The organism is Arthrobacter luteolus NBRC 107841 (assembly GCF_001552075.1).
Classification (GTDB): domain Bacteria; phylum Actinomycetota; class Actinomycetes; order Actinomycetales; family Micrococcaceae; genus Arthrobacter_B; species Arthrobacter_B luteolus.
On the sequence record NZ_BCQM01000006.1, the window covers coordinates 104,639 to 131,405 of the forward strand.

Genomic DNA, 26,767 nt, shown 5'->3' on the forward strand with positions numbered 1-26,767 from the left:
TCAGTCTTCGTCCTTATCCCAGGCTTCGTTCCGGGCCTTGACCTTCTGCAGCGCCAGTTCGGCCTCTTCCCGCGTCGGGTAGGGGCCGATCAGCTTTGTCCAGTCCGACTGCGGGCCAACCTCGACTTCGTGGGTCTGCACGTTGAACCAGTACTCGGCCATGGGCCCTCCTTCTGTTAGGCGCCCGCGCCCCGGATGGGCTGACAGACAGTGCACATTGTCCCGTCCATGCGGCGGCGCGAAGCGCTGGCGATAAGATCGATACTATGCCCCAGAATATTGCCACAGCACCTCTTGGACGCCTCCAGCCCGGAACGGTCGGCCCCCGCCGCCGCGTTCCGTCCTCGATCCCCCGTCCGGAGTATGTGGACAAGGACGCACCGGCGAAATTCACCGGATCCGAGGTGAAGACTGCGGAGACGATCGAAAAGATCCGCATTGCCAGCCGGATCGCCGCCCAGGCCATCGTGGAAGTCGGCAACCACATCCAGCCCGGCGTCACCACCGACGCGCTGGACGCCGTGGCCCATGAGTTCCTGCTGGACCACCGGGCATACCCCTCGACCCTGGGATACCGGCATTTTCCCAAGTCGATCTGCACCTCCGTCAACGAGGTGATCTGCCACGGCATCCCCGACACGACCGTGCTGCAGGACGGGGACATCGTCAACGTGGATATCACCGCCTACATCAACGGGGTCCACGGCGACACGAACTTCACCTTCCTGGTCGGCGACGTTGATGAAGAATCCCGGCTCCTGGTCGAGCGGACGGCCGAATCCCTCCGCCGCGCCATCAAGGCGGTTATGCCTGGCCGCGAAATCAACGTCATCGGCCGGGCGATCGAGTCCTACGCCAAGCGCTTCGGCTATGGCGTGGTGCGCGACTTCACCGGCCACGGCGTGGGCGAGGCCTTCCACACCGGCCTCATCATTCCGCACTACGACGCCGCGCCGGCCTACAGCCGGCTCATCGAAACCGGGATGGTGTTTACCATTGAGCCTATGCTCACTCTCGGGACCGTTGAGTGGGACATGTGGGACGACAACTGGACCGTGCTCACCAAGGACCGGAAGCGCACCGCACAGTTCGAACACACCCTGCTCGTCACAGACAGCGGTGCTGAAATCCTGACCCTGCCGTAGCGTTACGCCCTAGCACTGGAGAACCATGGCCAAGAAGCATAAAACCAAGCACGACGCCGTCATCGGGATCGACATCGGCGGCACAGGAATCAAGGGCGGAATCGTCGATCTTGCCAAGGGCAAGCTCATCGGCGAACGTTTCCGGATTCCCACTCCGCAGCCGGCAACTCCCGAAGCAGTGGCGGGCGTCGTCGGCCAGATCGTTGCCGAGCTCTCCTCCCGCACGGACGGCCCCGGCAGCGACGTTCCGGTTGGCGTCACCTTTCCCGCGATCATCCAGCACGGCGTGGCCCGCTCGGCGGCCAACGTGGACAAGAGCTGGGTGGACACCGACGTCGATGCCCTGCTCACCAAGGCACTGAACCGCGAAGTGCAGGTTATGAACGACGCCGACGCCGCCGGCCTGGCTGAGGCCCGCTACGGGGCCGGCAAGGGCGTCCAGGGAACGGTCCTGGTTATCACGCTGGGCACCGGCATCGGATCGGCCCTGATCTCCAACGGCAACCTCGTGCCCAATGCCGAACTCGGGCATCTGGAAATTGACGGCTATGACGCGGAGACGCGTGCCTCGGCTTCAGCCCGGGAGCGGGACGATATTTCCTGGGAAGAGTACTCCAAGCGCCTGCAGCGCTACTTCTCCCACGTGGAGTTCCTGTTCTCCCCGGACCTCTTCATCGTCGGCGGCGGCATCTCCAAGCGCAGCGAAGACTTCCTGCCGATGCTGGACCTGCGCACGCCGATGGTGACGGCCAACCTGAAAAACAACGCAGGCATTGTCGGAGCGGCGCTCCAGGCCGCCCTGCACTTCAAATACCTGAAGTAACGCTCCCTGCGCACCCCGGGCGCCGCACGGCGGCGGCCGGGGTTTACTGCGCTGGCCCGACGACTGCGCTGGCCTGGTTACTGCGCCGGCTTGGTTACTGCGCTGGCCTGATTACAGAGCTGGCCTGATTACTGAGCTGTGAGCGGGCGCTGGGCGCCGGCCGGAACGCTGCCCAGCCGCGCTGATTCGGCCCGCAGCGCCGCAATGGCAGCCTCGAAGTCCTCGAGTGACTCGAAGGACTGGTAGACGCTGGCGAACCGGAGGTAGGCCACCTGGTCCAGCTTCTGCAGCGGCTGCAGAATGGCCAGACCAACCTCATGCGCCTGGATCTCCGCCACACCGGAGGCGCGGATGGTCTCCTCGACTTCCTGGGCCAGCAGCGCCAGGTCATCCTCGCTCACCGGACGCCCCTGGCAGGCCTTGCGGGCACCGTTGATCACCTTGCTGCGGCTGAACGGTTCGGCCACCCCGGAACGTTTGATGACGCTGAGGCTGGTGGTCTCCACGGTGCTGAACCGCCGGCCGCACTCCGGGCATTGCCGGCGGCGGCGGATCGCGGAACCGTCATCGGCCAGGCGGCTGTCCACAACCCGGGAGTCAGCGTTCCGGCAGAACGGACAGTACATTCCTCGGTCCTTTCAAGCGCAGGCGGCGGGGTGCTTCGCGCACCCCGTTCAAAAGCTGTCTTAGGGCTAATCTACAGCCGGCAGCGGGACGTTGCGGCGCACGCTACCCCGCGAAGCGGATACTCACCGCGTCGCCGTGGGCGGGCAGGTCCTCCGCACGGGAGAGCGCCACCACGTGACCGCTCACCTCACGCAGGGCTTCCCGGCTGTAGTCGATGACCTGGATGGCGCGCATAAACGTGGTGACGTTCAGGCCGGAGGAAAACGCCGCGGTTCCGGCGGTGGGGAGCACATGGTTGGAGCCGGAGCAGTAGTCGCCGAGGCTGACCGGGCTGTAACTGCCAACGAAGACCGCCCCGGCGCTGGTGATCCGGGCGGCAGCCGCCGCGGCATCAGCAGTCTGGACTTCCAGGTGCTCGGCGCCGTAGGCGTTGCAGACCGCGATTCCGGCGTCCAGACCGTCCACCAGCACGACGGCGGACTGCCCTCCCGCCAGCGCCGTGCGCACCCGCTCCGAGTGTTTGGTTGCCGGAACCTGGACATCCAGTTCGGCCCGCACGGCTTCGGCCAGCTCCAGCGAATCGGTAACAAGGACGGAGGCTGCATTGGGATCGTGCTCGGCCTGGCTGATCAGGTCCGCGGCCACGAGCCGGGGATCGGCCGTGGCATCGGCCAGCACGGCAATCTCGGTGGGACCAGCCTCGGCGTCGATGCCGACGACTCCCTTGACCAGCCGTTTGGCGGTCGCCACGAAAACGTTGCCGGGTCCGGTGACGACGTCGACCGGTTCCAGCGCCGGACCGCCGGCAGCTGCGGGGATGCCGTAGGCGAACGCCGCGATGGCCTGTGCACCGCCGACGGCGTAGACCTCGTCGATGCCGAGAAGTTCCGCGGCCGCCAGGATGGTTGGGTGCGGCAGTCCGCCGAATTCCTTCTGGGGTGGAGAAGCCAGCGCCAGCGAGGCCACCCCGGCTGCCTGCGCGGGCACCACATTCATCACCACGGAGGACGGGTAGACGGCCAAGCCGCCCGGAACATACAGTCCCACCCGGCGAACCGGAACCCAGCGCTGGGTGACCGTGGCGCCGTCGGCAATGGCAACCTCTACGTCACCGGGACGCTGTGCCTCGGCGAACATCCGCGCCCGGCGGATGGACTCTTCCAGGCCGGCGCGTACCTCGGGGTCCAGGCCGTCCAGGGCAGCGCGCAGCGCCTCCCGCGGGACCAGCGGATGCAGCTGCTCAACGCCGTCGAACTTCGCCGCCAGGTCGGCCAGGGCGGCAAAGCCCCGGGTGCGGACGTCGCCAATGATCGCGGCCACTGCGTCAGCGGCTGCGTCAGTGGTGGTCTCGGCCCGCGGCATGGCCGCTTTCAGCTCTGCCGGGGAAAGCTCCCTGCCGCGCAGGTCGATAGTGCGCAGGGCCGAAAACGGCTGGTCGGAACGTACATCTGGGGTGGAGGAAGTCACATCTTCCATTCTACCTAGCCATCGAGGCACGCCGGTCCCAGCAGGACTTTCAAGTCACCGAAGAGGGACGGCGTCGGATTGACGCGCATGTCCACGCCCAGCTTCATGACCTCCACGGTGCGGCTGCCGTTGAGCCTGATCTGCACCTCGGACGTTCCCGGATGGGTCCGCAGGACGTCGCCCAGCTGGGTGACCACGGTTTCGGTGGCCTTGTAGGTCGCCATCGAGATAACCACAGGTCCCGAATGCCCCTCGCTGAGGTCCGGAACGGTAAGTTCCTGCGCGTTCAGGGTTACGGCGCCGTCGTCCCGGCGCTGCAGCCGGCCGCGGACGACGACGATCAGGTCCTCCGCCAGCACGGCGGCGATCGGACCGTACACCTGGCCGAAGAACATCACTTCCATGGATCCGGCGAGGTCCTCGATTTCACAGCGGGCATATGCGTTGCCGCTGTTCTTCGCGATCCGGCGCTGGAGGGAGGTGATCATGCCCGCAATGGTGACGATGGCGCCGTCCTGCGGGCCTTCCTCCCCCACGATCGAGGTAATCGAGGAATCGGCGTGCTGGCTCAGGATGCCTTCCAGGCCCTGCAGCGGGTGGTCGGAAACGTAGAGCCCGAGCATGTCCCGTTCGAAGGACAGCTTGTCCTTTTTCTCCCATTCGGGCAGGTCCGGAATGTCGATGCTGATGGAGGCCTCGGGTTCGGCCTCGCCGATCCCGGCGAACAGATCGAACTGGCCCACGGCCTCGTTCCGTTTGAGCACCACCACGGAGTCGATGGCTTCTTCGTGAATCATCGCCAGCGGCCGCCGGGCGTGGCCCATGGAATCAAAGGCGCCAGCCTTGATCAGGGATTCGATGGTCCGCTTGTTGCAGACCACCGCCGGGACCTTCATCAGGAAGTCCTTGAAGTTGGTGTACGCGCCCTTCTCCTCACGGGCACCAACCATGGCATGGACCACGTTGGCGCCGACGTTGCGGATGGCGCCCATACCGAAGCGGATGTCCTTGCCGACAGGAGTGAAGTTCACAGAGGACTCGTTGACGTCCGGCGGCAGCACGGTGATGCCCATCTTCCGGCACTCGTTCAGGTACATGGCCAGTTTGTCCTTGTCATCACCCACAGAGGTGAGCAGGGCGGCCATGTACTCGGCCGGATAGACCGCTTTCAGGTAGGCAGTCCAGTAGGACACCACGCCGTACGCGGCGGAGTGGGCCTTGTTGAAGGCGTAGTCGGAGAAGGGCAGCAGGATGTCCCAGAGCGCCTTGATGGCGGCCTCGGAGTAGCCGCGGTCGATCATTCCCTGGTGGAAACCCGCATACTGCTTGTCCAGCTCCGATTTTTTCTTCTTGCCCATGGCGCGGCGGAGGATATCTGCCTGGCCGAGGCTGAAGCCGGCCACCTTCTGGGCGATGGCCATCACCTGCTCCTGATACACAATCAGGCCGTAGGTGGTGTCCAGGATTTCCGCCAGCGGTTCCTCGAGCTCCGGATGGATCGGAGTGATTTCCTGCAGCCCGGTTTTGCGCAGCGCGTAGTTGGTGTGCGAGTTGGCACCCATGGGTCCGGGACGGTACAGGGCGATGACGGCGGAGATGTCTTCGAAGTTGTCCGGGCGCATGCTCTTGAGCAGCGACCGCATGGGCCCGCCGTCGAGCTGGAACACACCCAGGGTGTCGCCGCTGGCCAGCAGTTCGTAGGCTTCCTTCAAATCCAGCGGCAGGTCTTCCAGGACCAGGTCCTCGCCGCGGTTGGCCTTGATGTTCTCCACGGCGTCGGAGACGATGGTCAGGTTCCGCAGCCCGAGGAAGTCCATCTTGATCAGCCCCAGGCCTTCGCAGGTGGGGTAGTCAAACTGCGTGATGACCTGCCCGTCCTGTTCACGGCGCATGATCGGGATGATGTCGATGAGCGGGTCCGAGGACATGATGACACCGGCGGCGTGCACGCCCCACTGGCGTTTCAGGCCTTCCAGGCCCAGCGCGGTTTCGAACACACGCTGGGAATCGGGATCGGTGCGCAGCAGCTCGCGCAGTTCCTCGGCCTCGCCGTACCGCTTGGCTTCCTTGTTGTGCACATCAGCCAGGGACAGGCCCTTGCCCATCACGTCCGGCGGCATGGCCTTGGTCAGGCGCTCACCGACGGAGAAGGGGTAGCCCATCACCCGGGAGGAGTCCTTCAGCGCCTGCTTGGCCTTGATCGTGCCGTAGGTGACGATCATGGCCACGCGCTCGTCGCCGTACTTCTCGGTGACGTAGTGGATCACCTCTGAACGGCGCCGGTCATCGAAGTCGACGTCGAAGTCAGGCATGGAAACGCGGTCCGGGTTCAGGAACCGCTCAAAGATCAGGCCGTGCTGCAGCGGATCGATGTCGGTGATGCCCATGGCGTAGGCGGCCATGGAACCGGCGCCGGAGCCGCGGCCCGGACCAACCCGGATGCCGTTCTTCTTGGCCCAGTTGATGAAGTCGGCCACCACCAGGAAGTAGCCCGGGAAGCCCATCTGGGCAATGATGCCGACTTCGTAGTCGGCACGCTTGCGGACGTCGTCGGAAATGCCGCCCGGGTAGCGGAACTGCAGGCCCTTTTCGACCTCCTTGACGAACCAGGACTCCTCGTTCTCGCCCTCGGGGGTCGGGAACCGCGGCATGTAGTTCGCTTTGGTGTTGAACTCGACGTCGCACCGCTCGGCGATCAGCAGTGTGTTGTCGCAGGCTTCCGGGTAGTCGCGGAACACGGCCCGCATTTCGGCCGGGGACTTGAGGTAGAACTCGTCGGCGTCGAACTTGAACCGCTTGGGGTCCGCAAGCGTGGAACCGGACTGCACGCACAGCAGGGCGGCGTGGGCCTTGGCATCCTCGGCATGCGTGTAGTGGAGGTCGTTCGTGGCCACCAGCGGCAGGTTCAGTTCGCGGGCCAGCTTGATCAGGTCCGCCTGGACGCTGCGTTCGATGTCCAGGCCATGGTCCATGAGCTCACAGAAGAAGTTCTCCGTGCCGAAAATGTCCCGGAAGTCGGAGGCAGCCTGCACGGCTTCCTTGTAGAGCCCCAGACGGAGCTTGGTCTGCACTTCACCCGAGGGGCAGCCGGTCGTGGCGATCAGGCCCTTGCCGTAGGTCTGCAGCAGGTCCCGGTCCATGCGCGGCTTGTAGAGCTGGCCTTCCAGGGACGCCAGCGAGGACATGCGGAACAGGTTGTGCATGCCTTCGGTGGACTCAGCCCACATGGTCATGTGGGTGTAGGCACCCGCACCGGAGACGTCGTCGCGCCCGCCGCCGCCCCACTTCACGCGGGTCTTGTCCTGGCGGGCCGTGCCCGGTGTCAGGTAGGCCTCGACGCCGATGATCGGCTTGATGCCCGAGTTCCTGGCCTTGTTCCAGAAGTCGAAGGCACCGAAAACGAACCCATGGTCAGTCGTCGCCAGCGCATTCATGCCCAGCTCATCAGCGTGGCTGAACAGGTCTGTCAGCCGCGCGGCACCGTCCAGCATGGAGTATTCGGTGTGGTTGTGAAGATGGACAAACGATTTCGACGAACTAGTTACTGAAGCCACCTAACCATTCTAGGTGTCCCGCGGGGGCGCTTAGACGAGCCCGCTGTCCAGCGCGTCGAGGGCGTACTGCAGATCCTGGGGATATTCGCTGACGAACTCCACCCAGTTTCCGGTGCCTGGATGGGTAAACCCCAGTTTCCGGGCGTGCAGCCACTGCCGGGTGAGTCCGAGTTCGGCTGCGAGCCGGGGATCCGCACCGTAGGTAAGGTCACCTGCGCAGGGGTGCCGCAGGGCGGAGAAATGCACGCGGATCTGGTGCGTGCGGCCGGTTTCCAGGTGCACTTCCACCAGGGAGGCCCGGCCGAAGGCCTCCAGGACCTTGTAATGCGTCACCGATGCGCGCCCGTCGTCCAGGACGGCGAACCGCCAGTCGTGGCCGGGGTGCCGGCCGATCGGTGCGTCGATCGTTCCTTCCAGCGGGTCCGGCAGGCCCTGGACCAGGGCGTGGTATTCCTTCTCCACGGTGCGGTCCCGGAAAGCCTGTTTCAGCAGGGTATAGGCGTGTTCGGTCTTGGCAACAACCATCACCCCGGAGGTACCGACGTCGAGCCGATGGACAATCCCCTGCCGTTCCCCTGCGCCGGAGGTCGAAATCCGGTAGCCGGCTGCGGCCAGGGCACCCACAACGGTGGGTCCGACCCAGCCCGGAGACGGGTGCGCGGCGACACCGACGGGCTTGTCGATGACAACGAAGTGCTCGTCGTCGGCAAGGATTTTGAGGTCCTCAACGGGTTCGACGACGACGGCCAGCGGGTCGGGGAGCTCCGGTACGTCCGCGGCTACCTCGTCACCGGCGTGCAGCCGGTCCGACTTAGCCACGGGTTTCCCCGAGCGGGTCAGCCAGCCTTCGCCGCACCAGGTGGCCGCGGTGGAGCGGGAGATGTCCAGCAGCTTGGCGAACACGGCGTCGGCCCGGCCGCCGTCGTGCTCCTCACTGATCGTGAAACGGGAGTGGATCTCAGGCATCTGCGTTGTCCTTGCCGGAGACGGCGCGGGTGCCGTCCATGTTGATGCCGCGCAGGGTGAGCAGGCAAACGAGGATCACGCCGGACACCACGCACATGTCCGCGATGTTGAAGATCGCGAAGTTCGGCAGAGCGATGAAATCGACCACGTGTCCCTGGCCGAAGGAGGGCTCACGGAACAGCCGGTCGGTGAGGTTTCCTGTGGCACCGGCAAGGACCAGGCCGAGGGCGATGGACCAGCCCACGGAGCGCAGACGGAACATCAGGTACACCAGGAATCCGGAGACCAGCACCATGATGATGGTGAAGATCCAGGTGTAGTCCGTGCCGATTGAGAAGGCAGCTCCCGGGTTGCGGATGAAGTGCCAGCGGAGCAGCGGTGGCAGGACATCCGTGACCTGGCCCTCGGTCATGGTGGAAACCACCCAGATTTTGGTCAGCTGGTCCAGGATCCAGGCGGCCAGCGCGATGCAGGCCATGATCAGTGCGTAGCGGGTCAGCGCAGCTTTCGGGCGCGGCGGCGGCAATGGCTGCTCGGCGGGTGCGTCAGAGGAATCTGTCATGGTGCTTTCGGGGTCGGGCAGGCGGAAAATGCCGGCACTGAAGGTGCGTCGTGCGCAACGGTGGAACACTGCGCACTGGAACAGGTCAGGCCGGTGGCCGGGAAATCCCGGCCACCGGCCCGCAATTCTGTTACCAGTCTAATCCTGATTCATATCCGTCCAGACGGACCGAACGAAGCGTGAAGCGCTTTACGCGTCCGCAGTCTCCGAGGCCACCGAGCCGCGGGAATCCAGATCGCGCAGCTGGCCTTCGATGTACGCCTTCAGGCGTGAACGGTAGTCACGCTCGAAGCCGCGCAGCTGCTCGACCTTGCGTTCCAGGAGAGCCTTCTGCTGTTCGAGCGAGCTGAGGATCTTCCGGCTCTTCTCCTGGGCTTCGGTCACGAGGCCGCTGGCTTCGATCTGAGCTTCGGCGATGATCTTGTCCCGCTGCTCCACGCCGGCGCCGACGTAGTCGTCGTGCATCTTCTGGGCCATCGCGAGGATACCGGCAGCCGACTCGGCCGGGTTGGACACCGGAGCCGATTCCTGCTGGCGGGGAGCTTCAGCCTTGGGAGCCTCAACCTTGGGCTCCGGCTTGGCTTCGGGCTCAGGCTCGGGCTTCTTCTCTTCCTTGACCGGCTGGGATACCTGCTCGGTCTTGGAAGCGGCGGAAACCGGTGCCGGGACCTGGGTGCCTGCAGGGGCGCCAGCCACTGCCTCGGCAAGCTGCCGGCGCAGGTCTTCGTTTTCGGCGTTCAGGCGACGGAGTTCGACGACGATCTCGTCGAGGAAGTCATCCACCTCATCCTGGTCGTAGCCTTCTCGGAACTTGGTCGGCTGGAACCGCTTGTTGACAACATCTTCTGGCGTCAGAGCCATCTGGTCACCTCATACTGGTTATAAGACTTGCCCGTGTTGACGGGTTGTCTAGGTACAGAATCTCGAACATAAAATCAGGGATCAATTCACTATATTTTTCACATTATATCTTTTGTGAACTGATGACGAACCGGGGCGTCCCCGGCACTGCTCGGCCCTAGCTGGCCGCCACCACGATTTGCATGGCAATTCCGACCACGATAAAGAGCACCAGGAACGCAAGGTCAAGCGACACACCCCCCAGGCGGAGGGGCGGGATAATCCTGCGCAGTGCCCGGACGGGCGGGTCCGTAGCGCCGTAGACAGCCGTGGCCAGCACGAGGGCCGGGCCCTTAGGCCGCCACTGGCGGGCGAACATCTGCACCGCGTCGTAGACAATCCGCAGAATCAGGGCGAGCTGAAAAAGCATCAGCACCAGATACAGCAGGGCAAAAATAATACTCACGCGTGTTTTCGTTTCCGCCGTAGGAGGTCAAGCTGTCCGCACGGTCCCAGGGACCGGGACGGCGGTCAGCTCTGGTTGAAGAAGGCCGACTGGGATTCGCTGACCTTCTTGTCGTCTCCCAGCACCTCGACGTAGGACGGCGAGAGCAGGAAGACCTTGTTGGTCACCCGTTCGATCGTACCGCGCAAACCAAAGACAAGTCCCGCGGAGAAGTCAACGAGGCGCTTGGCATCGGCCTCTCCCATGTCGGTGACGTTCATGATGACGGGGATTCCGTCGCGGAAGCTCTCGCCAATGAGCTTGGCGTCGTTGTAGGAACGGGGGTGAACAGTGGTAATCTGCCGCAATCCTGCCACGTCTTCCTTTGCCGATGAGGGGGCACGCTTGATGGGTGTAACGGGCGCACGGTATTCCTCTACCGCGGTGGAACGGGCCGGCTGTGCTGCGGCGGCCGGTTCACGGTCGCTGCGCTCGTCTTCCGGTGCCCGTTCCTCATCCCTGGCCGGAGCCTCCCGCACAGGCTTCTGCTCGTCCTCGTACAGCTCATCGCCGTCGGCGAGCCCAAGGTAGATCATCGTCCTGCGCATTGCGCCAGCCATGGTTGCTCCTTCAGTCCTTCAGCGTCCCGCGTTGTCCAGTGTGGGCATTGTTTTCGCCTGTTTGCGGCGGCCCGCAAAATGGGACCCGCCATGCTTGACGCTACCGTACGGCGGGGCGGGGACCGAGAATATCGGACCCAATCCGCAGGTGTGTCGCGCCGTAGGCGACGGCGGTTTCCAGGTCCTGGCTCATACCCGCGGAGATGCCGGCTGCGCCGGGGTGGCGGGCGGTCAATTCGCGGGAGAGTTCCTGGAGCCGGCCGAAGGCTGCGGCGGGGTCCTCCCCCAGCGGAGCGACGGCCATCAGGCCCTTCAGCCGCAGTGCCGGCTCGCGCTCGACGGCAGCGGCAAGTTCAAGCATGTCCTGGGGCCTGGCACCCCCGCGCCCCGCGGCCTCGTCAGGCTGCGTGCGCAGGTCCATCTGCAGGAAGCAGTCCAGCGGTTCCCGCCCTTCCCTGCCTGCTTCCCGGCGCCTGGTGTCCTCGGCGGCCATCGCCTTTGCCAGGGCGGTGATCAGGCCCGGACGGTCAACTGAGTGCACCGCCCGGGCGTACTTCACGACCGACTTGGCCTTGTTGGTCTGCAGCTGGCCGATGAAGTGCCAGTTCAGCCCGGATCCGGGGAGCTCAGCTGCCTTCGACTCGGCTTCCTGGGCCTTGTTTTCACCCACGTCGCGCACTCCCATTCCGGCCAGGAGCGCGGCGTCGGACGCCGGGAAGTATTTGGTGACCACGATCAGGCGGGGTTCCCCGCGCCCGGCGGCTGCCGCGGCGTCGGAAATCCGCCGGCGGACGGATGTCAGGCGGGCCTGGAGATCGGCGGCCCGGTCCGGAGTTGCGCTGCTCATGTCTTCCTTGTGTTGCGTGTGCGGGTAATGCGTGTGCGGTCCGCCGGCGCCGCGGCGGAAGGTCTTCCGCGGCGGGCAGGCCCTGGACTGCTAGGTCGTTTGGGGGTGCCAGATCAGTCCGGCGAACCGGCCGGTGGGTGCATCCCGGCGGTGCGAGAAAAGGTCCGGTTCTTCCATGGTGCATCCGGGGAGCCGGACCGTGTCCACCCCGAGGCCCTGGAGCTGGGCCGCAGCGGCGGCCGGAAGGTCCAGCGCAGGAGTACCCCAGCTGGTCCGGGACGCGGCACCCGGGAGGTGGGCTGCGTCGGCGAGCATCGCTTCGGGGACCTCATAGCAGCGTCCACAGACGCTGGGGCCGATCCAGGCCGTCAGCTCTCCGGCTCCTGCGGCCCGCATGGCCTGGACGGTGTTGAGCAGGATCCCGCCGAGCAGCCCGGCACGCCCGGCATGGGCGGCGGCGGTTACCGGCGCACCGGCAGTGGAGGTCCCGGCAAGGACCACGGGCACGCAGTCGGCCACCATCACTGCCAGCGGGGCCGATCCGTCCGGACTGAGCAGGGCGTCAGCGACCGGGGGCGCTTCTTCCGGCCCCTCTTCCTGCGCCCCATCCAGGGCCGGGATCCGCGCGACGGTGGCGGAGTGGACCTGCTCCATGAACCTGAGGGATCCAGGAAGGATCCCCATGTGCTTCTCCAGGGAGCGGCGGCGCTCACGGACGGCCCCCGGATCATCGCCTACATGCAGCGCGAGGTTGCCTGCGGGAGTGCCGGTGAATGCAACCCGAAGGCCGCCGGGGCCGTGCCCCTCCCACCAAAACATTCGCTCAGACAACCTCGCGCCGATCTGCAGGTACTGCGTTCTGCTTTTACTTCAGCTGGTTCTTACTTCAGGAAGTCGGGAACATCCAGATCGTCCTGGCGTCCTGCACTCAGGTCGGGCTCGACGACGGCCGGAAGATCGATGTCGAATCCTGCGTCTGCGGGAATATCGCTCACCTGCGGGCGCTGGGCCCAGGCGGAGGTTCCGCCCGCAACACCGGCGGCCGCGGCAGCCGGAGGAGTCAGCGGTTCGGCCGGCTTGGCTGCGGACGGCTGGGACGTGACGTCCACCTGGTCGAAACCGGCGGCAATGACCGTGACGCGCGCTTCGTCGCCCAGGGCATCGTCAATGACGGCACCGAAGATGATGTTGGCTTCGGGGTGGGCGACTTCCTGGACCAGGCGGGCTGCCTCGTTGATCTCGAACAGGCCGAGGTCGGAACCGCCCTGGATCGACAGCAGGACACCGTGGGCACCGTCAATCGATGCCTCAAGCAGCGGCGAAGCAATGGCCAGTTCCGCGGCCTTGACGGCGCGGTCCTCTCCCCTGGCCGAGCCGATGCCCATGAGCGCCGATCCGGCACCCTGCATCACAGACTTGACGTCGGCGAAGTCGAGGTTGATCAGGCCCGGAGTGGTGATCAGGTCGGTGATGCCCTGGACGCCGGACAGCAGCACCTGGTCCGCCGAACGGAACGCGTCCAGCATGGATACGTTGCGGTCGCTGATCGAGAGCAGGCGGTCGTTGGGGATGACGATGAGGGTATCGACTTCGTCCCGCAGGGTGTCGATGCCCGATTCGGCCTGGTTGGAACGGCGGCGGCCTTCGAAGGTGAAGGGCCGGGTCACAACGCCGATGGTCAGGGCACCCAGCGAGCGTGCGATGCGGGCCACCACGGGCGCTCCGCCGGTGCCGGTTCCGCCGCCTTCGCCTGCGGTCACGAAGACCATGTCCGCACCGCGCAGCACCTCTTCGATTTCCTCGGCATGGTCCTCGGCAGCCTTGCGGCCAACTTCGGGATCCGCGCCGGCGCCGAGGCCGCGGGTCAGTTCACGTCCAACATCGAGCTTGACGTCGGCGTCGCTCATCAGCAGAGCCTGCGCATCAGTATTGATGGCAATGAACTCCACTCCGCGGAGTCCGACGTCGATCATTCGGTTTACGGCATTCACGCCACCGCCGCCGATGCCGACGACCTTGATGACGGCCAAGTAATTCTGCGGTGCTGCCACGTCCTGTGTCCCTTGTTCGAATCTGTGCAACTGATCAATGCGGCCGGGACTTCCCCAGCCAAAACCTTCAACCGAACAACCTTAACCCTCGAGTTGAGGGTTATAGTTATGTCAAGTAATGCTCTATCCACGACGCTATGGGGCTGCGATAGCTTCCGCAATTACCGTCCCGCGCGTGTCGGTCAGAATCTTTTGCCGGTATTTCCCGGCGGTGTCCGGTCACCGGGTTACCGGCCGGTTCGGGGTGCTCACATCGAACACCTGGACCGGCGGATCCGTGGCCGGAACCAGCAGCAGGGCTTCCAGTGCCTTCGCTTTTGCCGCGTTGGCGTCCGAGCTGCCCCAGAATACCGTCTGGCCGTTGGCCAGCTTGAGTTCAACCGAGTCGAGGGTCTCTGCCGAGGCATGGTCCAGCTGCGCCAGCACACCCTGGGGCAGGGCCGCCAGCACCGCGGTCACCGTGGAGAAAACCTCGCTGTTGACCGCATCCGCGCCGCCATCGATCAGCGGCAGAGCCACCGCTCCCCGCTCCCCCACGGCTTTGAGCTGACGCCCGTCTTCATCGATGAGCAGGAACTCGCGGCCGTTCTGCAGCACGGCCACCGGCACGCGTTCGGTGATGGTGACCAGCAGGTCCGAGGGCGGCACCGCCGCCACCTCAACTTTTTCCACTTCCGGGCGGGCCGCCAGCAGTTCTCCGGCATCCGCATCGGAAATGAGGGTCAGCGGGGTACCCAGCAACGGAGCAAGTGCCGCTTCGGCTTCTTCCACGGTCAGCAGTGAATTGCCCTGGACCTGGAGGTTCTTGACCTCCAGCGCCGGAGAGAAAAACAGCACCGCAAAGAGGGCAGCGAGCAGCGCGGCGGACACCCCGGTGCCGATCAGCACGTACCGGCGCCGTCGCCGTACCGGGGGTTCCGGGAAGGCCAGGATGCTGGCTTCGGCGGCGGATCCCTTGATCCCGTCCGCAGGGTCTGCCGGCTGACCTGCTGCGGCAGTGCCCCGGCTGCCGCCGGACCGGGCGGAGGGGGCCGCCGCCGGCTCCCAGTCCCGGGAGGCACCGATATCCCCGGAGGCCCCGTCCGCACCGGTTGTCCCGCGCGCCCCGGCTCCTGCGGCTGCCGCGCCGGGCCAGAGTTCGTGGATTTGGGCGCCTTCGCTGGGCAGAAGCTGCACCTTGGAGGAGTTCGCGGCGGAACGTGAACCGGCGGACGAAGCCGCTGGCTGCTGTGCCGGTGACTCCGGACCGGGACGGCCGGCAGTGGCGCTTCCCTCCAGGGAATCCGGGGAGGCCGCAGCCCTGCCCCGGCGGGCAGTTGAAGGCGGCCGGTGCTCTCCGCCCGCGCCGGCAGGAGGCTGTCTGGGCTTCCTACCTGCCATCGGCACCGCTTTCCGCTCCGTCACCGGCTGCGCTGAGTGCCTCAAGAATGACCGGCCCGTACTGGGTGACGTCACCGGCTCCGACGGTCAGGACAATGTCCCCTTCAACGGCACGGCCTGCGATGGCCCGCACTGCGGAGAGGGGATCCGGCGCGACTTCTCCGGGGGTGCTCAGCAGGTCGGTAATGAGCCCGCTGGAGACGCCGGGAATCGGATCTTCCCGGGCAGGGTAGATCTCCAGCACCGTTACGGAGTCGGCCAGGTCCAAAGCGGCGGCAAACTCCGCGGCGAAGTTCCGGGTGCGGCTGAACAGGTGGGGCTGGAAGAGCACGTGCACGGCGTTGTCCCCCGCTACCGCACGGGCTGCCTGCATGGCGGCGGCAACCTCGGTGGGGTGGTGGGCGTAGTCGTCAAAAACCCGGACACCGCGTGCTGTGCCCTTGGCTTCAAACCGGCGGGCGGCTCCGGTGAATGCGGCCAGCCCGTCCGCGGCGGTCTGGGGGTCAACCCCCAGGTCCAGTGCCACGGTAAAGGCGGCAGCCGCGTTGAGGATGTTGTGCCGGCCGGGAACCTGCAGCTGCAGCTGCTGCTCGAAGCCGCGGCCCGCGGCGGAGAAATGCAGTGTGCTGGAACTGGTCCGGCCGTCCGCGGTGGTGCCGCTGATCCGCACGTCCGCGTCCCTCGAGTAGCCGTAGGTCCTGGTCCGCGGGGGTGAGTTCCGCGCCAGCAGGTCCCGGACGCCCGGATCGTCGGCGCAGGCGACGAGCAGCCCGTCGGCCGGGAGCAGCTCCACGAATCTGTCGAAGGACGCGAAAACTGCCTCGGCGGTCCCGTAGTGGTCCAGGTGGTCGGCTTCGACGTTGGTCACCACGGTGATCTGCGGTGAGTAGTTCAGGAAGGATCCGTCGGACTCGTCCGCCTCGGCGACAAATACGCTGCCTGACCCGGCGGCGGCATTCACCCCCAGTGCTGCGACGTCCCCGCCGATGGCGAAAGAGGGGTCCAGGCCCGCTTCGCGCAGCAGGACGGTGATCATCGCCGTCGTTGTGGTCTTGCCGTGGGTCCCTGCGACGGCCACCAGGTCCTGGCTGCCCATCGCTGCGGCGAGTGCCACTGAGCGGTGGATGATCCGCAGGCCCGCTGATTCGGCGGCGGCCAGCTCGGGGTTGTCAGGGCGGATGGCCGTGGAAACCACCACGGTGTCAACGTCCCGGACGTTGGCGGCGTCGTGCCCCACCGAGACCCTGGCGCCCAAAGCTTCCAGGGCACGCAGCCCGGCTGAGTCCTTGGCGTCGGATCCGGAGACGGCCGTTCCGCGGCCCAGCATCACCCGAGCGACGGCGGACATTCCGGCGCCGCCGAGGCCGATGAAGTGGACGCGGCCCAGTGCCGGAAGGTCGATCGTGCTCATGCTTCTTTCCGTTCCGCTGCTTCCAGGATCAGCGCAGCCATCTGTGTATCGGCGTCCCGGATGCCCCGGGCGGCGGATGCGGCTGCCATGGTTGCCAGCGCCGCCGGATCCAGCAGCAGCGGTATGAGCTTCTCCGAAATCCATTCGGGGGTGAACAGGGAGTCGCGGACCAGCAGGGCGCCTCCGGCCTCCACCAGCCCGGCGGCATTGAGCGCCTGTTCACCGTTGCCATGCGGCAGCGGCACCAGGACTGCGGGCAGCCCGACGGCGGAAATTTCGCTGACGGTTCCGGCACCGGAACGGGCCAGCAGCAGGTCTGCTGCCGCATAGGCCAGTTCCATCCCGTCCACATACTCCACCTGGCGGTAGAGGGGGGCGGTCAGGGCCTTGCCTTCGGCGTCCGCCGCAGCCTTGCCGCGGCCGGTCACGTGGAGGGTCTGGATTCCGGCCGCCGCGAGAGCCGGCAGGGCGGCGGTAATGGCAGCGTTGATGCTGGCGGCGCCGGAGGACCCGCCGGTCACCACCAGGGTGGGCAGGTCCGGGTCCAGGCCAAGCGCGGAACGGGCGGTGCCGCGGGCGGCGGTCCGGTCCAGCTGGGAGATCTCCCGGCGCATGGGCATCCCCACCCAGCGGGCACCGGGCAGCTTGGTCTCCTCGAAGGCCACCCCCACGACTTCGGCGTTCCGGGCGCCGACCCGGTTGGCCAGGCCGGGACGGGCATTGGCCTCGTGCACGATGATCGGGATCCGGCGCTTGCGGGCCGCGAGATAGACCGGAGTCGAGACGTAGCCGCCAACCCCTACGACGACGTCGGCCTGGGCCTCGTCCAGAATGTCGCCTGCCTGCCGCACTGCGCGCGCGAGCCTGGCCGGGAGCCGGGCAAGGTCGCCGCTGGGGCGGCGCGGCATGGGAACCCGGTCAATCACGGCCAGCTCGTAGCCGGCCGCCGGAACCAGACGGGTCTCCATGCCGGAGGACGTGCCCACCACCTTTATGCGGACCTCGGGCCGCAACTGCCTAACGGCGTCGGCAATGGCCAGCAGCGGGCTGATGTGCCCTGCTGTGCCGCCTCCGGCGAGAACAACGGAAAGTGGGGACTGCGTCATGGAGCTGCGGGTTCCCTTTCAGGGATAGTGCGGGCAAAGGACAGGAGGACTCCAACGGCTGCCAGCGTGAAGGTCAGCGAGGACCCGCCGTAGGAGATGAACGGAAGCGGAACGCCGATCACGGGAAACAGTCCGGTGACCATGGCGATGTTGACGAAGGCCTGGCCGATGATCCACACCAGGATGCAGCCGCAGACGATCCGGATGAACGGCTGGGTGTGGCGCATGGTCACCCGCACGGTGGCCACTGCAAGGATACCGAAGAGCGACAGGACCACCAGGGTGCCGAGCAGGCCGAACTCCTCGCCGATGATGGCGAAGATGAAGTCGTTGTGGGCTTCGGGGATCCACGTCCACTTCTGCCGGCTCTGGCCGATGCCAACGCCCAGCCAGCCGCCCGATGCCAGCGCGTACATGCCAGCGTTGGCCTGGTCGCAGAGCCCCGCGGAGCAATCGATCTGGAGCCACGCACTGATCCGGCTGGTGCGGTTTCCACTGATGGCGGACATCAGCAGGCCGCCGGCGCCGGCTGCCAGCGCCAGGAGGCCCAGGAGCTTCAGGCGCACACCGGCGAAAAAGAGGGCGGCGAGCATAATGGCGCCCATAATCAGCACGGTGCCGAGGTCGTGGCCGGCCATCACGAGCGCCACCAGGATGCCGGCGCCGGGAACGGCCGGAATCAGGGCATGGAGCGGCTGGTCGATGAGGCCTTTCTTGCGGGAGAGGACCATGGCCAGCCAGATCGCCATGGCCAGCTTGGCGGCCTCCGAGGGCTGTCCGGTAACCGGTCCGAAGGTCAGCCAGTTCTTGTTGCCGTTGACCTCTTCACCGACGATCAGCACCAGGACCAAGAGGAAGGCCGCACCGAGCAGCGCGGGCCAGGCGATGAAACGGTAGAAACGCGGTCCGAACTTGGAGAGCATGAGCATCGCCGCAACACCGATGGCAGCGAAAATCAGCTGCTTGACGAAAAGATCGAAGGTGCTGGCCGCATTCGCACCGGAACCGGCGGCCGCAGCAATCGCTTCCACGGAGGAGGCGGAGAGCACCATCATCAGCCCGATCACGGTCAGCGCCAGCGTCGATCCGAGGATCATGTAGTAGCTGGACCCGGTGGCCTTCGCGTCGCTGCCCTCCAGCAGGACCATAAACCGCTCCAGGTGGTCCTTGAGCCGCCGTTTTGGGGCCGGAGGAACGGTTTTGCCAGCTGCCTTCCCGGCGGCTGGCCCCGTACCTGATCTGGTGCCCGGTTTCGGGCCCGGTGTGGCTGCGGGGGCCGCCGGGCGTTTCCGCGCCGCCGGCTTCCGGGCCTTGCCCGTGGGCGTGGTCACCATCTACGGCTCCTTGGTGGTCTGCGCCTGTCCTTCCACGTAACCGCGGACAGCTTCGATGAAGGCCTCACCGCGGTGGGCATAGGAACGGAACTGGTCCATGGACGCCGATGCCGGCGCCATCAGGACCGTGTCTCCGGCCTCCGCCGCGGCGGCCGCGGCCGCAACTGCTGCGGCCATGACTGCCTCGCCGGTGGGCGGGCCTTCTCTTCCAGTGTCCGCTCCCGCAGCGTCGATTACGGGAACGTCGGGGGCGTGTCGGGCCAAAGCGCCGCGCAGCTCACTCGAATCGGTCCCGATGAGCACGACGGCGCGGAGCCGGCCGCGGTGGGCCTGGATAAGGCCGTCATAATGCACGCCCTTGGAAAGCCCGCCGGCGATCCAGACAACCGGCTGGAACGCTGCCAGGGAGGCTGCGGCCGCATGCGGGTTGGTGGCCTTTGAATCGTTGACCCACAGCACATCGTGAAGCTTGGCGACCGGCTCGATCCGGTGGCCGCCGGGGGCATAGTTGCGCAGTCCGTCGCGGACGGCCACAGGTTCGACGCCGAACGCCCGGACCAGCGCGGCCGCCGCCAGGGCGTTGGCGGCCAGGTGGCGCGGCGTGTGGTCCCCGAGATCCCCGAGTGAGGCCAGTTCGGCGGCCGAATCGCGGCGCTGTTCGATGAACGCGCGGTCCACGAGCAGCCCCTCCACGATCCCGACCATGCTGATGGCAGGCATGCCGGTGGTGAAGCCCACGGCGCGGCAGCCTTCCACGACGTCAGCTTCCTCGACCATGTGCTCGGTTTCGGCCTGCTCGGCGTTGTAGATGCACGCAACCTGCGTGTTTTCGTAAACCTTGGCCTTGTCAGCCAGGTATGCCTCGTACCCTCCGTGCCAGTCCACATGGTCTTCGGCCACGTTCAGGCAGACGCTCGCCAGCGGGGACATGGTGTGGGTCCAGTGCAGCTGGAAGCTGGAGAGCTCGACGGCGATTGCGTCCCAGCCCTGCGGGTCGCGGATGGCGTCGAGGATGGGCGTGCCGACGTTCCCGGCGGCGATGGCGCGGAGCCCGGCTGCGCGCAGCATGCTCTCCGTCATCGAGACCGTGGTGGTTTTTCCGTTGGTGCCGGTGATCGCCAGCCAGGGAGCTGTCGGCCGTCCTTCACGGATCCTCACGCGCCAGGCCAGTTCGACGTCGCCCCAGACCGGCACGCCGGCGGCAGCGGCTTCGGCCAGCACCGGATGGGCCGGACTGAAGCCCGGGGAGGTCACCACCAGCTCGGCCTGCTCGCCCGCCACCAGCGGCAGGCTCTGCGCATGGTCCGGACCAAGCAGCACATCGTGGGCACCGACGATCCGCAGGGTGTCTGCCTTGCCGCGGTTCTCTTCGTTGTCACGGCCGTCAAACACCACCACCCGGGCGCCGAGCTCAATCAGCGTGTCTGCTGCGGAGAATCCGGAGAGGCCGATCCCGGCCACCACCACCCGCAGTCCCCGCCAGTCCGCATCCCAGGTGGTCAGCGGTGCGAGGCGGGGGGTCTCGGTGTAGGCAGTGCTCATTGTCCGGCCACCCAATCGGCGTAGAAGAGTCCCAGGGCCAGTGCGACGCAGAGCCCGCCGATGATCCAGAAGCGGACCACCACCGTGACTTCCGCCCAGCCCTTGAGCTCGAAGTGGTGCTGCAGCGGCGCCATTTTGAAAACGCGTTTACCGCCGCTGAGCTTGAAGTACCCCACCTGGATGATGACGGAGGCGGAGATGATGACGAACAGCCCGGCCAGGATGACCAGCAGCAGTTCGGTCCGCGACAGGATGGCGAAGGCCGCAATGGCGCCGCCGATCGCCAGCGACCCGGTGTCGCCCATGAAGATTTTTGCCGGGGAGGTGTTCCACCAGAGGAAACCGATCAGCGCCCCGGCCATGGCACCCGCGAGCAGAGCCAGGTCCAGCGGGTCGCGGACTTCGTAGCAGACGCCCGCGTCGGCGGGGGCACCCAGGCAGCTCTGGTTGGACTGCCAGATGCCGATCAGGAAGTAGGCGCCGAAGACCAGCACCGAGGCGCCGGCGGCGAGGCCGTCCAGCCCGTCGGCAAGGTTCACGCCGTTGGTGGCCGCGGTGATGATGATGCTGGACCAGAGGATAAAGAGGATTGCACCGATGATGGTTCCCGCGAAGGCCAGGTCGATGGCGGTGTCGCGGACAAAGGAAATGTTGGTCGAGGCAGGCGTGAGTCCGCCCTCGTCCGGGAACTGCAGCGCCAGCACGGCAAAGATGATGCCAACGATCGCCTGCAGCGTGATCTTGGCTTTCGCGTTCAGGCCGAGTGAGCGCTGCCGGGAGATTTTGGTGTAGTCGTCAATGAACCCCACCAGCCCCATTCCCACCATCAGGAACAGCACCAGGAGTCCGGACGCCGACGGGCCGAAGCTGGTCGGGTTGATGGCGTGGCTGATGAGGTGTGTGACGAAGTAGGAGGCCACCACGGAGGCGACAATCACTGCCCCGCCCATGGTGGGTGTACCGCGCTTGGTGTGGTGCGACGTCGGACCGTCGTCGCGGACGAACTGTCCGTAGCCCTTGCGGACGAGGAAACGGATGAAAAGCGGTGTGCCCGCAAAGGCCAGGACCAGCGCGAGGGAGCAACCGATCAGGAGTGAAATCATCACAGTCCACCCCGCAGGGAGGGATCAGCGGAAGTCTCCGCGGCAGCTGGACCTTCGAGTGGGGTATTCAAGGCAATCCGATCACCAAGGAACCGCAGGCCGGCTCCGTTGGAAGATTTAAAGAGAACGATGTCGCCGGGTTCCAGGGCGGCTTCAAGAACCGCCTGCGCCTCTTCGGCGTTCTGGACGAACTGGGACTCGTCGCCCCAGGAACCTTCCATGACGGCACCCGTGTGCAGGGCCCGCGCTCCGGTTCCGACGACGATGAGTTTGGAGATGTTCAAGCGCACGGCGTACCGGCCGATCGCGTCGTGTTCGGTGACGGATTCCGGGCCGAGTTCGAGCATTTCGCCCAGCACAGCCCAGGTCCGGCGGCCTTTGCCGAGTTCCGCAAGGGTGCGCAGGGCGGCCCGCATGGACTCGGGGTTGGCGTTGTAGGCATCGTTGATCACGGTGACGCCGTCGGGCCGGTCGGTCCGTTCCATCCGCCAGCGGCTGGCGGCCTTCTGCCCGGAAAGGCCGGCGGCGATGTCCGCGGGGGCGATGCCGGCGGCCCACGCCGCTCCGGCGGCGGCGAGCAGGTTCGCGGTGTGGTGCATACCGATCAGGCCGGATTCGACCCGGTGTGAGCTGCCGTCCGGGAAGCGGAGGGTGAACACCGGACGGCCCTCGGAATCGGTGCCGGCGTCGACGGCCCGGAGGGTTTGGTGGCCGCCCGGGAGTTCGTCGGAGGAAGAGGTGAAGAGCAGGACCTTCGCGGTGGTGCGTTTGTCCATGGCGGCGACGCGGATATCGTCTCCGTTGAGGATGACTGTCCCCTCAGGCGCGATGGCCTCCGCAAGTTCACCCTTGGCCTGGGCGATGTTCTCGACGCCGCCGAACTCACCGGCATGTGCTGTGCCGACGCAAAGGACCACACCGATGTCCGGACGGACCATGTCCGCCAGGTAGGAGATGTGCCCAACGCCCGTGGCGCCCATTTCCACTACCAGGTAGCGGGTGCCGTGGCCGGCGCTGAAGATGGTCAGCGGAACGCCGACCTCCCCGTTGTAGGAGCCCACCGGGGCAACGGTCTCTCCGTGGGCTGACAGGATGCCGGCCAGCAGATCCTTGGTGGTGGTCTTGCCGGCGGACCCGGTGATGCCGATGACGGTCAGCGGGCCGTCGGCCCGCAGCCGCCGCACGATCTCCGCGGCGATGCCGCCCATGGCCAGGACGGCGTCCGGCACCACGATGCCGGGGAAAACGGTGCCGCCGGCGTCGGTGACGGGGCGTTCGGTCAGCGCCAGGGAAGCGCCGGCTTCGAAGGCCCGGGCCACGAAGAGGTGGCCGTCGGAAACCTCGCCGGGCTTGGCGATAAACAGCGTGCCTTCCCCCGCCCCGCGGGAGTCGGTCGTGGCTGACGTCACTGAGATGGACGGGTCGGTGGCTGCTGCCCCCACCAGTGTGCCGCCCGTGATGGCCGCTATTTCGGCTGCATTAAGTTCAATCATGACGATTTAGGACTCTACCCCGTCGCCTGAAAGCACCGTGAATCCGGCCTGGGCCAGAGCGGCCCGCAGTTCGACCCGGTCATCCAGGGCATGGTTCACTCCTTTGACTTCCTGCCAGACCTCGTGGCCGCGCCCGGCCACCAGGATGGTGTCCTGCGGTCCGGCAACCTCCACGGCACGGACAATGGCGGCAGCACGCGGAGCAACCTCCAGGATGGTGCAGCTGCGTCCGGAGGCGGACTGCTGACTGTGTGCACCGCGGAGCACATCCGCCCGGATGGCGGCCTCGTCCTCGTCGTGCGGGTCGTCGTCGGTGACAATTACCACGTCGGCGAGCCTGGCCGCGATGGCACCCATCAGCGGCCGTTTGGTCTGGTCCCGTTCACCGGTGGCACCGAAAACCACGATCACCCGGCCGCCGGGGCGCCGGACGGATTCCAGTGTGCGCGACAGCGCATCGGGGTTGTGGGCGAAGTCGACAATCGCTGCCGGGGACTCGCTGATGAGCTGCATGCGTCCGGGCACTTCGACAGTAAACGGATCGTGCTCATCCAGCGCCCACTGGACGTCCTCCACGGAGGCGCCGGACTGCAGGACCATGGCCAGCGCCAGGGCGGCGTTGGAAACGTTGAAGGTTCCCGGCAGACCGGTCCTGACCCGCAGCGGCTCGCCCTTCAGCGGGCGCAGTTCGAACGTGTGGCCGAGCCCGTCGCGGGTGACGGCACGGACCTGCCAGTCGGCACCGGTGGCCTCACCGCCGGTGGAGAGGGTGATGCCGCGCTCCCCCGCCACGTCGGCCATCTGCCGGCCCCACGCGTCGTCAACGGTTACAACGGCCCGGCGGCACCGGCCGGCGCTGAACAGCGCGGCTTTCGCCTCGAAGTACTCTTCCATGGAACCGTGCAGGTCCAGGTGGTCCTGGGTGAGGTTGGTGAACCCGGCAACGTCGAAGACAACCCCGTCCACGCGGCGGTAGGAGATCGCGTGGGATGAGACTTCCATGGCGGCCGCATCGAGCCCCCGCTCGCGCATCAGCGCGAGCAGCCCGTGGACCTGGGGTGATTCCGGCGTCGTCAGGACGCTGGGAATGGGTTCACCGCCGGCCAGAATCTCGATGGTGCCGATCAGCCCGGTGGACTTCCCCAGCGCCTGCAGCAGCGAGTTGATGAAGTAGGTGGTGGTGGTTTTACCGTTCGTTCCGGTGATGCCGAACAGCACGGGCGCGGAGCCGTCACGCGGCTGGCTGTTGAAGACCGCGGCCGACAGCGGCCCGACGAGCCGCCGGATGTCCTCGGCCGTGAAGACCGGCAGCCCCGTCTCGGAAAGCTGAGCCAGCCCTGCGCTGTCGGTGAGCACCGCTGCGGCTCCCGCGGCGGCGGCGTCGCCAGCGAAGACCGCGCCGTGGTGGCGGGCGCCCGGAAGGGCCAGGTAAAGGTCTCCGGGAACAATCTGGCGTGAGTTGATGCTCACACCCGTCAGTTCTGTTCCCCACCCGGACGCGCCGGTGCCGGGAGCGGCCTGGATCGCAGGAGCTCCCGGGGGCAGCGCTGCCGCGGCATCGCCCAGCGTGACCGGGCGGACCCGTTCGGGGCGCATGCCGCTTCCGGCGCGCTGATTATTACTATGTGGCACTGCACTGCTCCAGCTTTAGTACTCGATGGGGTAAATGTCCGGTTCCCCCGTGGAGGGGGCAACGTTGTGGGTGGTCAGGACCTGTTCCATGACCTTCTGGAAGGTCTTGCCCGGTTCGACGTAGTAGAGGTCGCCTTTGGGGCGCTGAATGGTCACAACGGCGACGTACTTCGGATCGTCCATGGGTGCAATACCAGCATAGGAGACGGTGACGCCGTCATATCCGCCGTTGGGGCTGGGAGCCTCAGCGGTACCCGTTTTTGCACCGACACGGTACTTTTCCAGGGCACCTGAGGAACCGGATCCTTCCACCGTGACGGTCTCCAGCATGCGCTGTACCTCCTCGGCGGTCTTCTTCGAGACCACACGGGTACCGTCACCGCTGTCGATGGTGTGCTCGCCGCCGTCGGCATCAATGGTCGAGTCGACCAGCCGCGGGGCCAGCCGCACGCCGTCGTTGGCGATCGTCTGGTAGACCATGGCGGTGTGCAGCGCCGTCTGGGTCAGGCCCTGTCCGAAGAGGACGGTGTACTGCTGGCGGCTGTCCCACAGCTCCGGTTTTGCCAGCAGCCCCGAGGTCTCGCCGTTGAGGCCGGTGCCGAGCTCGGCTCCAATGCCGAACTTCCGCATCCAGTCGTAGCGTTCCTGCGGGGTCAGCTGCTCGCCGACCATCACCGTTCCGGTGTTCAGGGAATTGGCCAGGATGCCGGAGGCCGTCATCTGCAGCGTGCCGTGTTCGTACGCGTCCTTGAACGTCTGCCCGTCGACGGTGTAGTTCGAGTTGATCAGGAAGGGGGAGGTCGGGGTGATGAGCCCCTCTTCGATCGCAGCCGCCATGGTGATGACCTTGGTGGTGGAACCGGGTTCAAAGGAATCCGTGACCGACCGTGCCTTGCGGGAATCCGCTTCGGTGGCGCCGGGGTTGTTGGGATCAACCGTGGTGGATTCGGCCATGGCCAGTATGTTGCCGGTTGCCACCTCGACCACCACCACGTTGCCCCACTCCGCGTTGTATTCCCGTGTCTGGGCCGCAATAGCGTCCTGGGCAAACCACTGCAGGTCCTGGTCGATGGTGAGCTTGATCGAGTCGCCGTCCTTCACCGGGACGTCTTCGTTCGTGGCGTAGGGAATGCGGATCCCGTCGCCGCCGATTTCATAGGTCTTGCTGCCTGCCTCGCCCGCCAGGATGCTGTCCTGTGTCAGTTCCAGCCCTTCCTGGGCTCCCTCGGTGCCGAGGAAACCGACGATTGAGCCGGCGACGGCTCCGGAGGGGTAGGTGCGGAGGGTGGTGCGGTCGGCGTAGACTCCGGGGAATTTGACGGCGAGCACCTTGTCGCGGATCTCCGGCGTGACGGTCTTTGCGACGAAGTTGAAGCCCTTCTCCCCCAGGATGGAACGGCGCAGTGTGTCTGCGTCCTGTCCGAGGATCGCGGAGAGCTCATCGAATGCCTGGTCGAAGGTGACGTCCTCCCACTCACCTTCAGGGGTCCGGCGGGGGTACTCGTCTTTGTCCTGGGACAGCCGCTGGTCCACCACGATGTCGAAGCGTTCCACGCTGCGCGCCAGGTAGTTGCCGTTGGCATCGAGGATTCCGCCGCGCAGGGCGGGAACGGTGGTGGTTACCAGCCGGTTGGCGACGGCGGCTTCTGCTTTGCCTTCCGGGTCCAAGCCCTGGACCTGGAACAGCCGGACCCCAAGCACGGTGAGCAGGACAAGGGCTATCACCAGTCCTGCGCGAAGCCGTCCGGAGACGAGGAACACCCTGTGGTCCTCCGGGGCCGGAGTCTGTCCTGCTCTTGCCACAACGTGTCCTCGTGGG

Annotated in this window: 23 protein-coding genes; 2 read left to right on the forward strand and 21 right to left on the reverse strand. The window is 66.3% G+C overall.

Translation table 11 applies throughout. The features are described from left to right. Positions 1-162: an SPOR domain-containing protein gene (locus AL3_RS18475; protein WP_151723923.1), complete on the reverse strand. Its 162-nt coding sequence runs from the start codon at positions 160-162 to the stop codon at positions 1-3. A gap of 104 nt (positions 163-266) precedes the next feature. Between AL3_RS18475 and map the strand changes: the two genes are divergently transcribed. Further along, positions 267-1,145, forward strand: coding sequence for a type I methionyl aminopeptidase (gene map / locus AL3_RS12295; RefSeq protein ID WP_066301243.1), 879 nt, complete (start codon positions 267-269; stop codon positions 1,143-1,145). 25 nt (positions 1,146-1,170) lie between these two features. Continuing rightward, positions 1,171-1,968: a polyphosphate--glucose phosphotransferase gene (ppgK, locus tag AL3_RS12300; RefSeq protein WP_066301249.1), complete on the forward strand. Its 798-nt coding sequence runs from the start codon at positions 1,171-1,173 to the stop codon at positions 1,966-1,968. A 128-nt stretch (positions 1,969-2,096) separates the two neighbouring features. Here the strand turns inward: ppgK and nrdR are convergent, their stop codons facing one another. From nrdR to AL3_RS12400, 20 genes are all read right to left on the reverse strand, one after another. After that, positions 2,097-2,594, reverse strand: coding sequence for a transcriptional regulator NrdR (nrdR, locus tag AL3_RS12305; protein WP_066301252.1), 498 nt, complete (start codon positions 2,592-2,594; stop codon positions 2,097-2,099). A gap of 103 nt (positions 2,595-2,697) precedes the next feature. After that, the gene (gene hisD / locus AL3_RS12310; RefSeq protein WP_246168518.1) at positions 2,698-4,062 is read right to left on the reverse strand and encodes a histidinol dehydrogenase; all 1,365 of its coding nucleotides are present in this window, start codon (positions 4,060-4,062) and stop codon (positions 2,698-2,700) included. A 14-nt stretch (positions 4,063-4,076) separates the two neighbouring features. Then, positions 4,077-7,616: a DNA polymerase III subunit alpha gene (gene dnaE / locus AL3_RS12315; protein ID WP_083521703.1), complete on the reverse strand. Its 3,540-nt coding sequence runs from the start codon at positions 7,614-7,616 to the stop codon at positions 4,077-4,079. Positions 7,617-7,646: 30 nt separating this feature from the next. Continuing rightward, entirely contained in the window at positions 7,647-8,582 is a 936-nt protein-coding gene (locus AL3_RS12320) for an RluA family pseudouridine synthase (protein WP_066301261.1), read from the reverse strand. Then, on the reverse strand, positions 8,575-9,144 hold the full coding sequence (gene lspA / locus AL3_RS12325; protein ID WP_066301263.1) for a signal peptidase II: 570 nt from the start codon (positions 9,142-9,144) through the stop codon (positions 8,575-8,577). Before lspA ends, AL3_RS12320 begins: the two co-directional genes overlap by 8 nt. A gap of 189 nt (positions 9,145-9,333) precedes the next feature. Then, on the reverse strand, positions 9,334-10,005 hold the full coding sequence (locus AL3_RS12330; protein ID WP_066301269.1) for a DivIVA domain-containing protein: 672 nt from the start codon (positions 10,003-10,005) through the stop codon (positions 9,334-9,336). Between the two features lie 157 nt (positions 10,006-10,162). Continuing rightward, complete coding sequence (locus tag AL3_RS12335) at positions 10,163-10,450, reverse strand: YggT family protein (protein WP_066301271.1); 288 nt, start codon at positions 10,448-10,450, stop codon at positions 10,163-10,165. Between the two features lie 65 nt (positions 10,451-10,515). Next, positions 10,516-11,049, reverse strand: a complete 534-nt coding sequence (locus AL3_RS12340) for a cell division protein SepF (RefSeq protein ID WP_066301273.1) — start codon at positions 11,047-11,049, stop codon at positions 10,516-10,518. Between the two features lie 100 nt (positions 11,050-11,149). Next, on the reverse strand, positions 11,150-11,896 hold the full coding sequence (locus tag AL3_RS12345) for a YggS family pyridoxal phosphate-dependent enzyme (RefSeq protein WP_066301275.1): 747 nt from the start codon (positions 11,894-11,896) through the stop codon (positions 11,150-11,152). Between the two features lie 90 nt (positions 11,897-11,986). Beyond that, positions 11,987-12,715 (reverse strand): purine nucleoside phosphorylase YfiH/LACC1 family protein, encoded by a 729-nt coding sequence (locus AL3_RS12350; protein WP_066301278.1) that lies wholly within the window; start codon positions 12,713-12,715, stop codon positions 11,987-11,989. Between the two features lie 62 nt (positions 12,716-12,777). Beyond that, a complete protein-coding gene (ftsZ, locus tag AL3_RS12355; RefSeq protein WP_066301280.1) occupies positions 12,778-13,947 on the reverse strand; it encodes a cell division protein FtsZ in 1,170 nt (389 codons plus the stop codon). Between the two features lie 219 nt (positions 13,948-14,166). Further along, a complete protein-coding gene (locus tag AL3_RS12360) occupies positions 14,167-15,123 on the reverse strand; it encodes a cell division protein FtsQ/DivIB (protein ID WP_161599341.1) in 957 nt (318 codons plus the stop codon). A gap of 193 nt (positions 15,124-15,316) precedes the next feature. Continuing rightward, positions 15,317-16,738 (reverse strand): UDP-N-acetylmuramate--L-alanine ligase, encoded by a 1,422-nt coding sequence (gene murC / locus AL3_RS12365; protein ID WP_066301283.1) that lies wholly within the window; start codon positions 16,736-16,738, stop codon positions 15,317-15,319. Then, positions 16,735-17,844, reverse strand: coding sequence for an undecaprenyldiphospho-muramoylpentapeptide beta-N-acetylglucosaminyltransferase (murG, locus tag AL3_RS12370; RefSeq protein ID WP_066301284.1), 1,110 nt, complete (start codon positions 17,842-17,844; stop codon positions 16,735-16,737). Before murG ends, murC begins: the two co-directional genes overlap by 4 nt. Next, positions 17,841-18,992: a putative lipid II flippase FtsW gene (ftsW, locus tag AL3_RS12375; protein ID WP_151723984.1), complete on the reverse strand. Its 1,152-nt coding sequence runs from the start codon at positions 18,990-18,992 to the stop codon at positions 17,841-17,843. Before ftsW ends, murG begins: the two co-directional genes overlap by 4 nt. A 186-nt stretch (positions 18,993-19,178) precedes the next feature. Next, complete coding sequence (gene murD, locus AL3_RS12380) at positions 19,179-20,720, reverse strand: UDP-N-acetylmuramoyl-L-alanine--D-glutamate ligase (protein ID WP_066301285.1); 1,542 nt, start codon at positions 20,718-20,720, stop codon at positions 19,179-19,181. After that, positions 20,717-21,823 carry a phospho-N-acetylmuramoyl-pentapeptide-transferase gene (mraY, locus tag AL3_RS12385; RefSeq protein ID WP_066301288.1) on the reverse strand — a complete coding sequence of 369 codons (1,107 nt, stop codon included), beginning with the start codon at positions 21,821-21,823 and terminating at the stop codon, positions 20,717-20,719. The genes murD and mraY overlap by 4 nt, the downstream gene beginning before the upstream one ends. Beyond that, a complete protein-coding gene (locus tag AL3_RS12390; protein WP_066301291.1) occupies positions 21,823-23,316 on the reverse strand; it encodes a UDP-N-acetylmuramoyl-tripeptide--D-alanyl-D-alanine ligase in 1,494 nt (497 codons plus the stop codon). Before AL3_RS12390 ends, mraY begins: the two co-directional genes overlap by 1 nt. A 6-nt stretch (positions 23,317-23,322) precedes the next feature. Continuing rightward, positions 23,323-24,912, reverse strand: a complete 1,590-nt coding sequence (locus AL3_RS12395; RefSeq protein ID WP_066301294.1) for a UDP-N-acetylmuramoyl-L-alanyl-D-glutamate--2,6-diaminopimelate ligase — start codon at positions 24,910-24,912, stop codon at positions 23,323-23,325. Between the two features lie 51 nt (positions 24,913-24,963). Then, positions 24,964-26,751, reverse strand: a complete 1,788-nt coding sequence (locus tag AL3_RS12400; RefSeq protein ID WP_246168516.1) for a peptidoglycan D,D-transpeptidase FtsI family protein — start codon at positions 26,749-26,751, stop codon at positions 24,964-24,966. Positions 26,752-26,767 lie beyond the last annotated feature (16 nt).